We start from the raw sequence: 13,910 nt of genomic DNA on the forward strand, positions 1-13,910 counted from the left end.
GCGCCACGGCATGGACGCCCCCCCCGCCCTCCCCGCCATCGCCCCGGCGCAGCTCTCGGACGCGCGGGCCTTCATGACCTACCTCGTCGAGCACATGGCCGAGTCCGGCCGCCGCGGCGCGCCCCATTTCGCCGTCGTGACGTCGCTCGCGCCCGACGAGGTCGAGAAGGGCGCGCGCGACCGCTGGAGCAAGGCGCTCGACGAGCCGCTCTGGGGGCGGGCCTGGCTGCTCCGGTCGACCGAGCCGCGGGCGCGCGTCATCGGGCACATCGAGCTGCGCGGCGGCCGGGTCTGGTCCGAGAGCCACCGCGCCGTCGTCGCGATGGGCATCCTCGGCCCCTACACCGGGCAGGGCCACGGCCGGCGGCTGCTCGAGACGGCGATCGCCTGGGCGCGCGACAAGGCGGGCCTCTCGTACCTGGATCTCGGCGTCTTCTCCAACAACGAGCGCGCCATGCGGCTCTACACGCGGATGGGCTTCGTCCCGATCGGCACCCGCCGCGACGCGTTCCGGGTGGGTGACGCCATCCTGGACGACATCCAGATGACGCTCGCGCTCCGCGCCCCCGACGCGCGTCCGGACGCGCGCGACGCCAGGCCCGCCGGGCGCTGATCCCGGCGCGCCGGCCGGGCTGTGCCGTCGGGGCGCGCTGGAGGGTACCCACCGCGGCGCAGATGGGTCATGAGGAGACCGCCGCCCGGGCGCCCGTCGGCCGGCCCGGCCACCTCGGCGCGGATCGCCCGCGGTCCTCGCCGCCGTCCATCGCCACCGAAAGCCACCATGCGCCGTTCGCCGCTCCTGCCGATCTTCCTGACCGTCTTCGTCGATGTCCTCGGCCTCACGCTCGTGCTGCCGCTGCTCCCGTTCTACGCCGAGCACTTCGGCGCCAGCGAGCTCGTGGTCGGCGTGCTCGCGGCGAGCTACGCGGTCTGCCAGCTCGTGTCCGGGCCGATCCTCGGGCGGATCTCCGACCGGGTGGGCCGCAAGCCGACGCTGCTCGCGAGCCAGACCGGCACGTTCTTCGGGTTCCTCGTGATCGGCTCGGCGAGCTCGCTGTCGATGCTCTTCGTGGGGAGGATCATCGACGGCCTCACGGCCGGGAACCTGACGATCGCGCAGGCGTACATCAGCGACGTGACCCGGCCGGAGGAGCGCACCAGGGCGTTCGGCCTGATCGGCATCGCCTTCGGCTCGGGGTTCCTGCTCGGCCCGGCGATCACCGGCGAGCTCGCGAGCCGGTTCGGCTACGGCGCCCCGGCCTACGGCGCGGCGGCGCTGTCGCTGACGTCGATCCTCCTGACGGCCACGCTGCTGCCGGCGAAGCCGATCGTGCCGGCGGCCTCGCCCGAGGCGGCCGCGGCCGAGCCCGCCCGCGCGTCGGCGATCGGCCGCGGCGACGCCTTCCGCCGCCTGTTCGACCGGCCGCTCCCGCGCCGCCGGCTGCTCGAGTTCTTCGCGTTCACGCTCTCGTTCTCGACGCTCATCGGCGGCCTGGCGCTGTTCCTCGAGCGGCGCTTCGCGTTCGGCGTCAAGGAGACGGGCTACCTCTACGCGTTCTCCGGCCTCATCGGCGGGAGCATCCAGGGCGGCGCGATCGGCCGGCTGGCGAAGCGGTACGGCGAGGAGCGGCTCGCGCTGATCGGCTTCGGCACGATGGTGATCGGCTACGGCCTGCTCGGCGTGGCGTACGCGCTGCCCACGCTGCTCGTGCTCGTGGGGATCGGGGCGTTCGGCTCGGCGGTGGTTCGGCCGGCCGTCACCACGCTGCTCACGAAGAGCGTCGGCCGCGACGAGCAGGGCGCGGCGCTCGGCGTGAGCCAGTCGCTGGCGAGCCTCGCGCAGATCGTCGGCCCCATCGGCGCCGGGTGGCTGATCCAGCACCGGGCGCTCTCGGCCTACGGCCTCATGGCGGCGGGCTTCGCCGCCGTCGGCGTCCTCCTCGGCCTGCAGAAGCTCCCCGTCGGCGAGCCGGTCGAGTCCTGAGGGCGCGCGCCTGCGCCTGAGCGAGCCGCCCCGCGCGGCGCGCTCAGGCGCGCGCCCCCTTCACGAAGGGCAGCACGGCCTCGACGAGCGGCGGCGTGGCGTCGTCGAGCTTCAGGGGGTTGTACCAGGCGAACGGCTCGACGAGCCGCGACGGGCGCAGGCCGAGCCCGCCGCGCGAGCACTCGACGAGGAGCGACAGCGCCCCGTGGCGGTCGTGGAGCCAGTCGATCTCCAGGCCCGCCTTGCGGATGCCCCAGGCGAAGCGGACGTAGGACATGGCGCGGTACGGCCTGCGGCCCGCGGCGCGCGCGACACTCCGGGCGAAGGCGCGGTGCTCGGCGGCGTCGGCCACGGGCCAGAGGCTGTGCGCCGGCGGGTACAGCACGGCGCCGCCGGCGCTGTGCAGCGACAGGGCGCGGTCGATCCGGCGCGAGGACAGCGCGTGCGCGATCGCCTCGACCTCCGGCTCGCTGGCGGGGCGGCTGCCGGGCGAGACGGCGAGCCCGATGAGGCGCTGCACGAGGCCGCGCTCGTACCACCCGGCGTCGAAGTTCCGGTTGAGGTCGACGCCCCGGGCGTTGCCGCGCACGTAGCGGTGGCGCCCGGCGCGGAGGTTCATCTCGACGCGCAGGAGCCCGTCGGGGTTCACGATCGGGACGGCGAAGATCGATCGGCCGCCGAGGTCCTCGGTCGCGAGGCGCTCGAGCAGCGCGAGGTTCGCCTCGATGCCGATCCACTCGAGGGGGTGGATGCCGGACAGGATCACCGTGGTCCGTCCGCGCGGCCCGGCGCCCGCGGCGCGGCGCGGATCGTGCGGGCCGGCGCCCGCGGCGCCGCGCGGGTCGAGCGGCCCGGCGCGCCCGGCCAGCTCCGCCGCGGCGGTGTCGTTCGCCGGCGGCTCGTCCGCGCCCCCCGGCGCGTCGCCGCCGAGGTGGGCGCCCCGGGGCGGCGCGCCGTTCGCGAAGCGCCGCCCGCCGTGGGAGAGCAGCGCTGGGCGACCTACACCCGGCCGGTCGCCGCCGTCACCGGGCGGGCGGGCGGCGCCGATGTGGACGGCGAGCAGCGGCTCGCCGCGGATCGAGCGGCCGATCAGGGAGAGCTGCGCCCCCCGATCGGCGAGCCGCTCGATCGCCTCGAGGAGCTCGCCGTAGCCGCGGTAGGGGCCGAGGCCGCGGCGAGCGAGCTGGCGCGAGAGGGGCGCGCGGCGATGTACAAAGAGGGCCGCCCTCAGGGCGGCCCGGCCTTGCTCTTCCGACGCCGGATCGGACTTCGGCATGCAGGGCTCACCTTTAGCCTAGATGACATGCACTATAGAGCACGGGTCGCGCCTTCGCGCGATCCGGACCAGGCTGAGCCGTGATTATCGTGGCAGCGGGCGCGCCGATGGAATTCGATGTCAACGGGTGGGCGGAGGGACGTATCGAGCTCGCGCCGCCTGGCCAGGGCTGGTCGCTGCTGTCGCCGGAGCCCGAGGCGCGGATCGACGAGCACCGCTGGGCGCACCAGGCGCGCGTCTTCTTCGGCGCGGAGCTCACGCTCGCGCAGAAGAAGGCGTATCCGTCGGGGGCCACGCCGATGGCCGACGCCGTGGAGGTCGACGTCGCCCGGTCCGGCGGCGCGCCGAGCCGGGTGCTCGTGCTGACGGTGCCGCTGGATCGCGCGCCTCTCCTGCGGGCGGCGGCCGCCGCGGGGGTGCGGGCGATCGGCGGGCGCGGGTTCGACGCGCTGATCGCGCGGGCGCGGCGGGCCTGGCAGGTGCGCGAGCCGCCGGTCGCCGGCGGCGACGCGCGGGCGCCGCTGGTCGTGACGGCGATCCTCGCGGCCGTGCTGCTCGCGCCCGTGGTGCCGCCCGGCGAGGCGACGATCTTCGGGGTGAAGGGGGCGCGGGAGCGGCTGCAGCGGCTCGGCTGGTGACGAGGCGGCGCCGGGCGGTCGTTCTGTGGAGCGCGCGCCGCTCCGCTGGGGTAATTTTTCCTCGAGGCTGCCCATGGAACTCGCACCCAGGCTCGTCCGTCCGGCGACGCTCGCCGACCTGGAGGCGCTGCCGCCGACGTGGCGGGGCGAGATCCTCGACGACACGCTCTACGCGTTCCCTCGCCCGCGCGCGCCGCACGCGAGCGTCGAGGGGCTGATCACGACCGACCTGACGAACCCGTTCCAGCGGGGGCGCGGCGGCCCCGGCGGCTGGTGGATCCTCCCCGAGCCGAGCATCCAGCTGCCCCGCGCGCCGGAGATCTCGCCCGATGTCGCGGGCTTCCGCCGCGAGCGCCTCCCGACGCTCCCCGTCAAGGGGCCGATCACCCTCGTGCCGGACTGGGTCTGCGAGATCCTCTCGCCGAGCACGGCGAGCTACGATCAGATCGTCAAGCGCCGCTTCTACATGAAGATCGGCGTCCCGCACATCTGGTACGTCGACCCACGCGACCGGACGCTCCTCGTGGCCCAGCACGTCGACGGCAAGTGGATGGAGCTCGGCCTCCACGGCGCGGACGAGACGGTGCGCGCCGCGCCGTTCGACGCGGTCGAGATCGATCTCTCCGCCTGGTGGGAGGGCATCGAGCCGGAGATGGGCGCGGATCCGTAGCGGCGCCGCGCCGAAGGTCGACGAGGTCACGGCGCGGCGCGCTCGCCCGGCGCGGCGCCGCGACGGAGGTCGACGAGGTCACGGCGCGGCGCGCTCGCCCGGCGCGGCGCCGCGACGCGCCGCGAGCCCCAGCGCCACGAGCGTCGCGACGTACGGCAGGAGCTGCGCGAGATCGGCCGCGCGCGACGCCCCGCGCGCCGCGGACTGGAGCGCGATCTGCAGGGCCTCCAGCGCGCCGAACAGGAGGCACGCGAGCGCCGCGCGGCCGGCGCGGAGGCCGCTCACGACGACCGCCGCGAGCGCGATGAAGCCGCGGCCGTTCGACATGCCGGCGTCGAAGCGGTGCTGGTCGTAGGCGAGGTGCGCGCCGCCGAGCGCGCAGAGGGCGCCGGACAGCGCGAGCGCGGCGCAGCGGACGCGGGTCACGGGGACGCCCGCGGCCGCCGCGGCGGCCGGGTCCTCGCCGGCGGCGCGCACCCGGAGCCCGAAGCGGGTGCGCGCGAGGAGGAGCGGCGTCGCCGCGATCGCGAGCGCCGCCGCGAGGACGATCGGATCGAGGAGCACGCGCGCGAGCAGCGCCGCGCCGCTCCGCCCGGTCGGGCCTGCGCGGAAGCCCTCGATCGGGGGCGAGCTCGTGGCGCTGTCGTAGAGCCCGCGCAGGAGGAGGCGCGTCCCCGCGTAGGCGAGCAGGTTGAGCGCGATGCCGCTGACGACGGCGTGCACGCGGGCGCGCTCGACGATCAGGGCGTGGCCGAGCGAGAGCGCGGCGCCCGCGGCGAGCGCGGCGGCGAGGCCGGCCGCCGCGCTGCCGCTCGCGTGGGCGACCGCCACCGCGGCGAACGCGCCGGCGAGCAGCACCCCCTCGAGGCCGATCTGGACGACGCCCGCGCGCTCAGCCCAGATGCCGCCGAGTGCCGCGCACGCGTACGGCGCGGAGATCCGCAGCGCCTCGGCGAGCAGGACGAGCGCGGGCGAGCTCACGCCGGCGCCCCCTCGGGGCGGCCCGCGCGCTCGCCGCTCCTGGCCGCGGCGGCGACGAGGACGATGGCGAGCGCCTCGAGCACGTCCATCGCCTCCTTCGGCACGCGCGCGTTGATGGCGAGGCCGGCCTGCTCGAGGGTGCCGAACAGCACGGCCGCGAGCACGAGCCCGACCGGCGTCCCGCGGCCGAGCAGCGCGACCGGGATCCCGGAAAAGCCCGCGCCCGCGCCGAGGCCGAGCTCGTAGTACCCCTTGTACCCGAGCGTGGTCGCGGTCATGGCGGCCCCGGCCACGGCGCCGGAGGCGAGCAGCGCCGCGAGGCGCCGGCGCGGCACGTCGATGCCCTCCGCGCGCGCCGCCTCGGCCGACTGCCCGACGAAGCGCATCTCGCGGCCCGCGCGGGTCCGCGACAGCGCGCGGTGCGCCGCGAACGCGAGCGCCACGGCGAGGGGGAAGGCGACGCTCGCGGCGCTGCCGCGCAGCGCGGGGACGAACCGGTCGAGCCGCGGCAGCGTGGCCGCGGGGATGGCGTCGGCGGTGCGCATCGCGGCCCTGCCGAGGGCCGACGCGAGCAGCCACGGCGCGAGCGCGTCGGCGACGCGGTTCATCATGATCCCGCTGATGATCTCGTGGGCGCCGAGGCGCGCGCGCAGGAGCGCGGGGACGAGCGCGACGGCGGCGCCCGCGGCCATGGCGCACGCGATCGACGCCGGGACGGCGACGGCCCACGGCGTGCCCGGAGGGAGCCGGGCCGCGACGACGGCGCCGGCGAGGCTCGCCATCGCGAGCTGCCCCTCGGCGCCGATGTTGAAGAGGCCCGCGCGGAGCGCGATGGAAAAGGCGAGCCCGGTGAAGAGGAGCGGCGTCGCCTTGAAGAGCACCTGACCGACGCCGTACGGGGTGCCCCACGTGCCCTCGAAGGCGCGGCGCAGGATCGGCGCGGGCGCCTCGCCGAAGCCGAACGAGATGAGGTTCAGGGCGAGGAGGATGCCGCCGAGCACGAGCGCCGCCGGGAGGGCGGCCCCGCGGAGCTCGCGCAGCCCGCTCCGGAGGCGCGCGGCCCCGGCGAGCCCGCGGACTGCGCTCACGCCGCCTCCAGGCCGAGCATCGCGCGCCCGATCTCCTCGTCGGAGCACGAGGGCGGGAGGGTCGCGACGATCCTGCCCTTCCGCATCACGAAGAGCCGGTGGCAGAGCCGCCGGAGCTCGCCGAGGTCCGCGCTGATCACGAGGACCGCGAGCCCCGCCGCGGCGGCCTCGGCGATGGCCGCGTGGATCACCGCGGCGGCGCCGACGTCGACCCCCCGGGTCGGCTGCGCGAGGACCGCGGCCGCGCGGCGCGGCGCCCGGGTCGCCGCGCCCGGGCCGGGCGCCGCCGGGGCGACGCGATCGAGCGCGCGCGCGACGACGATCTTCTGCTGGTTGCCGCCGGAGAGCTCGCCCGCGAGGCGCGACGGATCGGGCGGCTCGACGCGGAAGCGGGCGACGCGGCGCGCGACGAGGGCCGCCTCGGCGTCGCGGCCGCGGGCGCCGCGCGGGAGCTCGCCGAGGTCGCCGAGGACGAGGTTGTCGCCGACCGAGGCGCCGAGGAGCACGCCCTCGGCGTGGCGGTCCTCGTGCACCACGCCGAGGCGCGCCCGGCGCGCGCGGATGTCCCACGAGGAGAGGTCGACGCCGCCGACGGCGACGCGGCCGGCCGCGCGCGGCTCCAGCCCGGCGAGGGCGCGCACGAGCTCGCGCTGGCCGTTGCCCTCGACGCCCGCGACGCCGGCGATCTCCCCCGCGCGCACGGTGAGGGTCACGCCGTCGAGCAGGCGCCGCCCGCCGGCGCCGGTCAGGGTCAGCCCGGCGACCTCGAGCGCCGCCGGCGCGCCCTCGCCGAGCGGCGGCCGCTCGACCCGCGGCGGCGGCTCGCCGCCCATGATCGCGCGGGTGAGCTCTCCTTCGGCGCCGTCGCCCCCGGCCTCGGCGGACCGGCCCGCCGCGGGCCGCGACAGCGCGACCTGCCCGCGGCGCATCACGGTGACGTGGTCCGCGAACCGGATCACCTCGTCGAGCCGGTGGGTCACGACCGCGACCGTGCGGCCCTCGCGCGCGAGGCGCCGGAGGGTCGCGTACAGCCCGTCGGCCTCGATCGGGGAGAGCACGGCCGTGGGCTCGTCGAGCAGGATCGCCCGGGCGCCGCGGTAGAGGACCCGCAGGATCTCGAGCTTCTGCCGCTCGCCCACGGTGAGCGCGGAGGTCGCCGCGTCGAGCGGGATCGAGAGCCCGGCGGCGCGCATGAGGGCGCCGGCGCGGGCGCGGGCGGCGGCGAGGTCGAGCCGCCCGCCGCCGCGCGTGGGCTCGCAGCCGAGCACGACGTTCTCGAGCGCAAGGAAGCTCCCGACGAGCATGAAGTGCTGGTGGACCATCCCCACGCCGCGGCGGGCGGCCTCGGCCGGCGTCGCCGGCCGGAGCGGGGCGCCGTCGACGCGGACGGCGCCGGCGTCGGGCGCGAGCACGCCGGCCGCGAGCTTGAGGAGCGTGGATTTGCCGGCGCCGTTCTCGCCGACGATGGCGTGGATCGCGCCGGGGGCGAGCCGGAGCGAGGCGCCGCGCACGGCGACGTGCGCGCCGTAGCGGAGGATCACGCCGTCGAGCTCGATCACCGCGCCGCCAGGGAAAGGCGGCGCGGGCACGCCCGAGGCCGGCGGCTCCGTCACGGCGCGGGGCTCCGGGGCGAGGGCGGCGGGCCGGAGGTGAGGGGTGGGCGACGCTGGGCGGCCACGCCGGCGATCAAGGGCCCGCGCCGGCGTGACACCAGTCGCGCCGGCGCTGCTTGGAGGTCCGGATTCGCCCGAAGAGCGGCGCCGGGGACGGCGCGTCGCCCACCCCTCGCCCGCCGCGAAGGTGCCTGCTCCTCGCGCGCCTGTACTAGCGTGCGCGCCCGTGCGCTCCCGCTTCCCGCTCGTGGCCGCCCTGTTCTTCGTCTCCGGCGCGACCGGCCTCCTCTACGAGGTCGCCTTCTCCAAGCTGCTCGCCTACGTCTTCGGCGCCACCGCCTACGCCGTGAGCACGGTCCTCGCCGCCTTCATGGGCGGCCTGGCCCTCGGCGCGCACCTCGGCGGCCGCCACGCAGCGGCCGCCCGCCGCCCGCTCGTCGTCTACGGCGCGCTCGAGGCGATCGTCGGCGCCATCTGCGCCGTCTCGCCGTTCCTGTTCGAGGCGCTGACCTCGGCCTACGTCGCCGTCGCCCGCGCCGCGCCGGACTCGCTCGCGCTGCTCACCGCGGCGCGCGCCGCGCTGACCGCCCTCGTGGTCGTCGTCCCCACGGTCGCGATGGGCGCCACGCTCCCGGTGCTCTCGCGCATCCTCCGCGCCGGCGCCGCGCCGGACGGCGCGCCCCCGGCCGAGCACGACGCCGCGCGCCGCCTCGCCTCGCTCTACGCCATCAACACGGCCGGCGGCGCGGCCGGCGCCCTCTCCGGCGCCTACGTGGTCCTCCCGCACCTCGGCATCCGCGGGGCGCTCTGGTCCGCGGCGATCGCCAACCTCACCCTCGGCGCCGTCGCGATCTCCGCCGGGCTCCGCGGCCCGGCGCTCGCCCCGCCCGCCGCCGCCGCGCCCGACGCCCGCGCGTCGTCCACGGCGCGCGCGTCGCGCGCCCCGCTCCCGCCCGCCGGCGGCCGCGGCGAGGCGTCGTTCCTGCTGCCGCTCGCGTTCGCCTCGGGCTTCCTGGTCTTCGCCGCCGAGGTGGTCGAGACGCACCTGCTCGCGCTGCTCATCGGCAACAGCGCCTACGCCTTCGGGCTGATGCTCGCCGTCTTCCTCGTCTGCCTCGCGGTCGGCGCCGCGCGCTCGCCGGCCCTCGCGCGGCGCCACGGCGAGGGCGCGCTCTGGCGCGGGCTCGTCGCCACGGCCCTCGCGCTGGCCGCCACCACCCCGCTCTGGGACCAGCTCCCGCGGCTCTTCGCCTTCGCGGGCAAGCACGTCGACGGCTGGGCCGGCCGCGAGGCGTGCCGCGCGCTCGCCGCGCTCGCGATCCTCGCGCTGCCCACGCTGTGCATGGGCACCACCTTCCCCCTCCTCCTCGCGCGCGCCGCCGCGCACGCCGACGTCGCCGCGCGCGTCGGCAGGCTGACCTCCGCGAACACCCTGGGCACGATCGCCGGCTCCATCATCACCGGCTACCTGATCCTCCCCGCGCTCGGCTCGGAGCGCGCCCTCTTCGCGATCGCGCTCGCCTTCGCCCTCACGGCGGTCCTCGCCGCCGCGCGCGCCCGCGCCGAGCTCCCCCGCGCCCTCGCGGCGGCCGCCGCCGCGGCCGCCCTCGCCGCGCTCGCGCCCCGCTGGGACATGGCCCGCCTCACGAGCGGCGCGAACGTCTACTTCGCCATGGGGCCGCGGCCCGAGCGCATCGACTTCGTGCGCGAGGACGTGCACGGCGGCGTCACCACCGTCGCGCACCTCGGCGGCGTCACGACCATGTACACGAACGGCAAGTTCCAGGGCGACGACGGCCCCGAGATGACGGCGCAGCGGCGGTTCGCGCACTTCCCCTCGCTCTTCGTCCGCCACCCGCGCGCGGCGCTCGTCATCGGCCTCGGCACCGGCACGACGACCGGCACCATCGCGGCCTACCCCTTCGAGCGCATCGACGTCGCCGAGATCTCGCCCGCGATCGTCGAGGCCTCCCGCCGCTTCTTCGCGGGCCCGAGCCTAAACGCCCTCGACGACCCCCGCGTCCGCCTCTCGCTCAACGACGGCCGGAACGAGCTGCTCGTCGCCGCCGAGGGCCGCTACGACCTCATCGCGATCGAGCTCACCAGCGTCTGGTTCGCGGGCGCCGCGAGCCTCTACAGCCGCGAGTTCTACGAGCTCGCCAGGTCCCGGCTCGCCGAGGGCGGCGTCCTCCAGCAGTGGGTGCAGCTCCACCACATCCGGCGGCGCGAGCTCGCCGCCGTGATCCGGACCATGCGCAGCGCCTTCCCGCACGTGGCGCTGTTCGTGGGCGGCGCGCAGGGCATCCTGGTCGCGAGCGCCGCGCCGCTCGTCGCCTCGGCGGCGCGCCTCGCGGCCCTCGACGCGCGCCCGGCGCTCCAGGCGACGCTCGCCGGCGCGCGGCTCGCGGACCTCCTCGACGATCTCGTGACCTCCGGCGACGACCTCGACCGCCTCGTCGCCGACGCGGCCGAGGACGGCGGGCCGATCCTGTCCACGGACGACAACCTCTACCTCGAGTACGCCACGCCGAAGGGCAACGTGCTCCCCTACGGCGCGTCGCTGGAGGCGGCGCTCGCGTTCCTCTCGCGGTACCGCACGCCGGCGCCGCGCGCGCGCCACCTCGGGCCCTGAGGGCGCTCAGGCGCCGCCGTCGGCCCGCCCGCGCCACCTCGGGCCCTGAGGGCGCTCAGGCGCTGCCGTCGCCCGCCCGCGCGCGCCACCGCGGGCCCGCGGGCGCTCAGCCCCCGCCCGCCGGCGCGCCGCCCTTCGCGGGCGCCTCCTTGGCCGGCGCGCTCGGCTTGAGCGGCTCGCCCTCCGGCCCCGACGCCTCGACCGGCGGCTTGACCGGCACCGGCTTGATCTCGTCGCCGGTCGCCACGAAGGCCTTGCGGGGCGGGGGCGCCTTGGGCCGCGCGGCCTGCTCCGCGCGCAGCTTGCGCTCCTCGAGGCTCAGCACCTCCAGCGCGAGGCCGCCCGCGTACGGGTCCTGCCCCTGGAACGGGCGCCCGTCCACCTCGGCCACGTGGAACTCGACCCGGCGGTTCTCGCTGCGCCCCGCCGCGATCTCGTTCGGCCCGAGCGGGCGCGACTCGCCGAAGCCGACCGCGATCAGCCGGATGTTCTCGACCCCGTGGTCGACCAGCCAGTCGGCGACCGCGAGCGCGCGCTTCGCGCTGAGCTCCTGGTTGTGCTCCTCGCTCGACTGCGCGTCGGTGTGCCCCTCGATCCGCAGCCGCGTCACCTCGGGGTGCTCCTTGAGGAACTGGAGCAGCGTCTCCAGCGTCTTCTCGCTGCCCGGCCGGATGGCCGCCTTGCTCGTCTCGAAGACGATCTTCCCCTGGATGTAGACCTGGCTCTCCCCGCCCTGCTCCGACCAGGGCTTCTCCGGGTACCAGCGCGGGAGCGGGCGCTGCTCGTCGGCGCGCGGCAGGTCCCGCGGCGGCAGCCGGTTGTCTCCGCACCCCTGCCCGGCGTGCGCGGCGGCCGCGAGCGCCACCGCGACCGCGAACGGCAGGGCGGTGCGGCCTGCCTGCTTCCTCTTCGAGTCCATCTCGCCCTGTAGCGTGTCAGAACCGGCGCTCGAACCGCAAGTAACCTGGCGGCGGCCTCGGGGTCACCCCCGCGGGCGCCGGGCGGACCGGCGCCCGAGACGGCGTGTGGTAAAGGGAGGATCGCCATGTCCGCGCCGTCGCTCACGCCCGAGGGCTCCCCCATCGACACGAAGCTCGCCGGGCTGCGCGCCCGGCTCCGGGAGCTCGGCTCCGTCCTCGTCTGCTACTCCGGCGGGGTCGACAGCGCCTTCGTCCTCGCGGTCGCCCACCAGGAGCTCGGCCCGGAGGCCGTCGGCATGACCGCGGTCTCGCCGAGCCTCGCGCCCGCCGAGAAGGAAGAGGCCGCGGCGATCGCCCGCCTCATCGGCGCCGACCACCGGCTCGTCGAGTCGTCCGAGATCGACGACCCGCGCTACGTGGCGAACAACCCCGACCGCTGCTTCCACTGCAAGAGCGAGCTCTACCGGATCGCCGCGCGCAAGCGCGCCGAGTGGGGGCTCGCGGCGATCCTGAACGGCACCAACACGGACGACCTCGGCGACTACCGCCCCGGGCTGGAGGCGGCGCGCGAGGCCGGCGTGGTGAGCCCCCTCGTCGAGCTCGGCTTCAGCAAGGCCGACGTGCGGGCCGGCGCGGCGCGCGTCGGCCTGCCCATCTGGGACAAGCCGGCCGCCGCCTGCCTCTCCAGCCGCATCCCCTACGGGACGAGCGTCACGCGCGAGCGGCTCGCGCAGATCGGCGGCTTCGAGGCCGCGCTGCGCGGCCTCGGGTTCCGCCAGGTCCGCGTCCGCTACCACGACGACCTCGCGCGCATCGAGCTCGACGCCGGCGAGCTCGCGCGCGCCGCCGAGCCGGCCGTGCGCGCCGAGGTCGTGGCCGCCGGCAAGCGGCACGGCTTCCGGTACGTGACGCTCGATCTCGGCGGGTACCGGACCGGCAGCCACAACGAGGTCCTCGTCGGCCGCGCCCTCAAGATCGTGAGCTGACGGCGGCCTCCGCCGGAGGATCCTGGTCATGGGACGCTTCGATCATCTCGCGACTCGGCCGATCCGCGGCCCGGCCGACATCTTCCGCTGGAAGGTCATCGACGCCATCGCCGGCAGGAACCGCAAAGATCCCGGGGGGTTCTCGACGCCCGCGCGGCCCTACGATCGCGCGCTCGTCGCGGGCGCCGCGCCGTCGCTCACCTGGATCGGCCACGCGTCCTTCCTCGTCACGCTGGGCGGCGCGCGGCTGCTCATCGACCCGATCTACCGCGACGGCCCCGGCCCGCTCCGCCGCCTCGCGCCGCCGGGCATCCCGCTCGGCGAGCTGCCGCCCCTCGACGCGGTGCTGATCACCCACAACCACCGCGATCACCTCGACACGTGGACGCTGTCCCGGCTGGGCGGCGCGCCGGTCTACGTCGCGCCCGTCGGCCACGAGGCGATCCTCCGCGAGGCGGGCGCCGAGCGGATCGTCGAGCTCGAGTGGTGGGGCAGGGCCGTGGTCGGCGGGGTGGAGATCACGCTCGTCCCTGCGCGCCACTGGTCGATGCGCTTCCCCTGGGACCGGAACGAGGCGCTCTGGGGCGGGTACCTGATGCGCGCCGCCGAGGGGACGGCGTATCACTCGGGCGACACCGCGTTCTTCGACGGCTTCGCGGAGATCGGCCGGCGCGCCGGCGCGATCGACTGGGCGATGCTGCCGATCGGGGCTTACGAGCCGCGGTGGTTCATGGAGCCGCAGCACATGTCCCCGGAGGAGGCGATCGAGGCGAGCGTCCTGCTCGGCGCGCGCCGCCTCGTGGCGATGCACTGGGGCACGTACCGGCTCACGGACGAGCCTCCCGGCGAGCCGCCGGAGCGGACGCGCGCCGGCTGGCAAGCGCGCGGGCTCCCGGAAGACGCGCTCTGGATCCTCGACATCGGAGAGACGCGGGCGCTCGTCCGCTGAGCGGGCACCGCGGCGACCGGCGCGCGCCGTTCGGGGAGCGCCGCGCGCGCCGGCCGCGGTGCGCCTCGGCCGTCCGCCGGAGGGCGCGTCGGTCCGTCGAGCAGACCGCATGAAGCCTCTCCGGCAGGAGACCTCGAGCATGAGCCAGAACAACGAGGCATGAGCCAGAATGA

Annotated in this window: 12 protein-coding genes; 7 read left to right on the top strand and 5 right to left on the bottom strand. The window is 76.8% G+C overall.

Translation table 11 applies throughout. The features are described from left to right. Window positions 1–10 precede the first annotated feature (10 nt). Both WMF20_RS34155 and WMF20_RS34160 read left to right on the top strand, forming a co-directional pair. On the top strand, window positions 11–613 hold the full coding sequence (locus tag WMF20_RS34155; RefSeq protein WP_437606028.1) for an N-acetyltransferase family protein: 603 nt from the start codon (window positions 11–13) through the stop codon (window positions 611–613). Between the two features lie 168 nt (window positions 614–781). Next, window positions 782–1,984 carry an MFS transporter gene (locus WMF20_RS34160; RefSeq protein ID WP_437606029.1) on the top strand — a complete coding sequence of 401 codons (1,203 nt, stop codon included), beginning with the start codon at window positions 782–784 and terminating at the stop codon, window positions 1,982–1,984. 43 nt (window positions 1,985–2,027) lie between these two features. Here the strand turns inward: WMF20_RS34160 and WMF20_RS34165 are convergent, their stop codons facing one another. Beyond that, window positions 2,028–3,260, bottom strand: coding sequence for a M14 family metallopeptidase (locus tag WMF20_RS34165; RefSeq protein WP_437606030.1), 1,233 nt, complete (start codon window positions 3,258–3,260; stop codon window positions 2,028–2,030). Window positions 3,261–3,367: 107 nt separating this feature from the next. Here WMF20_RS34165 and WMF20_RS34170 point away from each other — a divergent pair, with 107 nt between their 5' ends. Next, a complete protein-coding gene (locus WMF20_RS34170) occupies window positions 3,368–3,898 on the top strand; it encodes a hypothetical protein (protein WP_129578266.1) in 531 nt (176 codons plus the stop codon). Window positions 3,899–3,971: 73 nt separating this feature from the next. Beyond that, complete coding sequence (locus WMF20_RS34175) at window positions 3,972–4,568, top strand: Uma2 family endonuclease (RefSeq protein WP_437606031.1); 597 nt, start codon at window positions 3,972–3,974, stop codon at window positions 4,566–4,568. 78 nt (window positions 4,569–4,646) lie between these two features. Here the strand turns inward: WMF20_RS34175 and WMF20_RS34180 are convergent, their stop codons facing one another. From WMF20_RS34180 to WMF20_RS34190, 3 genes are read right to left on the bottom strand one after another with little or no spacing between them, the layout of a single operon-like run. Further along, complete coding sequence (locus WMF20_RS34180; protein ID WP_437606032.1) at window positions 4,647–5,549, bottom strand: ABC transporter permease subunit; 903 nt, start codon at window positions 5,547–5,549, stop codon at window positions 4,647–4,649. Continuing rightward, the gene (locus WMF20_RS34185; RefSeq protein WP_437606033.1) at window positions 5,546–6,637 is read right to left on the bottom strand and encodes an ABC transporter permease; all 1,092 of its coding nucleotides are present in this window, start codon (window positions 6,635–6,637) and stop codon (window positions 5,546–5,548) included. Before WMF20_RS34185 ends, WMF20_RS34180 begins: the two co-directional genes overlap by 4 nt. Beyond that, the gene (locus tag WMF20_RS34190; protein WP_437606034.1) at window positions 6,634–8,250 is read right to left on the bottom strand and encodes an ABC transporter ATP-binding protein; all 1,617 of its coding nucleotides are present in this window, start codon (window positions 8,248–8,250) and stop codon (window positions 6,634–6,636) included. The genes WMF20_RS34185 and WMF20_RS34190 overlap by 4 nt, the downstream gene beginning before the upstream one ends. A gap of 226 nt (window positions 8,251–8,476) precedes the next feature. On the opposite strand from WMF20_RS34190, the gene WMF20_RS34195 reads away from it, so the two are divergent. After that, window positions 8,477–10,882, top strand: a complete 2,406-nt coding sequence (locus WMF20_RS34195; RefSeq protein ID WP_437606035.1) for a fused MFS/spermidine synthase — start codon at window positions 8,477–8,479, stop codon at window positions 10,880–10,882. Window positions 10,883–10,988: 106 nt separating this feature from the next. On the opposite strand, the gene WMF20_RS34200 is transcribed toward WMF20_RS34195, so the two are convergent. Then, complete coding sequence (locus WMF20_RS34200; RefSeq protein ID WP_437606036.1) at window positions 10,989–11,801, bottom strand: OmpA family protein; 813 nt, start codon at window positions 11,799–11,801, stop codon at window positions 10,989–10,991. A gap of 126 nt (window positions 11,802–11,927) precedes the next feature. Between WMF20_RS34200 and larE the strand changes: the two genes are divergently transcribed. Next, complete coding sequence (gene larE / locus WMF20_RS34205; protein ID WP_437606037.1) at window positions 11,928–12,788, top strand: ATP-dependent sacrificial sulfur transferase LarE; 861 nt, start codon at window positions 11,928–11,930, stop codon at window positions 12,786–12,788. 28 nt (window positions 12,789–12,816) lie between these two features. Then, the gene (locus WMF20_RS34210) at window positions 12,817–13,737 is read left to right on the top strand and encodes an MBL fold metallo-hydrolase (RefSeq protein ID WP_437606038.1); all 921 of its coding nucleotides are present in this window, start codon (window positions 12,817–12,819) and stop codon (window positions 13,735–13,737) included. Window positions 13,738–13,910 lie beyond the last annotated feature (173 nt).

Origin of the sequence: Sorangium sp. So ce834 (genome assembly GCF_051521425.1) — a bacterium.
GTDB classification, from domain to species: Bacteria; Myxococcota_A; Polyangia; order Polyangiales; family Polyangiaceae; genus Sorangium; species Sorangium cellulosum_D.

Excerpts from the sequence above, each read along its gene's own strand:
- WMF20_RS34155 (WP_437606028.1), top strand. The coding sequence starts at position 11 with ATGGACGCCCCCCCCGCCCTCCCCGCCATCGCCCCGGCGCAGCTCTCG.
- WMF20_RS34160 (WP_437606029.1), top strand. The coding sequence starts at position 782 with ATGCGCCGTTCGCCGCTCCTGCCGATCTTCCTGACCGTCTTCGTCGAT.
- WMF20_RS34165 (WP_437606030.1), bottom strand. The coding sequence starts at position 3,260 with ATGCCGAAGTCCGATCCGGCGTCGGAAGAGCAAGGCCGGGCCGCCCTG.
- WMF20_RS34170 (WP_129578266.1), top strand. The coding sequence starts at position 3,368 with ATGGAATTCGATGTCAACGGGTGGGCGGAGGGACGTATCGAGCTCGCG.
- WMF20_RS34175 (WP_437606031.1), top strand. The coding sequence starts at position 3,972 with ATGGAACTCGCACCCAGGCTCGTCCGTCCGGCGACGCTCGCCGACCTG.
- WMF20_RS34200 (WP_437606036.1), bottom strand. The coding sequence starts at position 11,801 with ATGGACTCGAAGAGGAAGCAGGCAGGCCGCACCGCCCTGCCGTTCGCG.
- larE (WP_437606037.1), top strand. The coding sequence starts at position 11,928 with ATGTCCGCGCCGTCGCTCACGCCCGAGGGCTCCCCCATCGACACGAAG.
- WMF20_RS34210 (WP_437606038.1), top strand. The coding sequence starts at position 12,817 with ATGGGACGCTTCGATCATCTCGCGACTCGGCCGATCCGCGGCCCGGCC.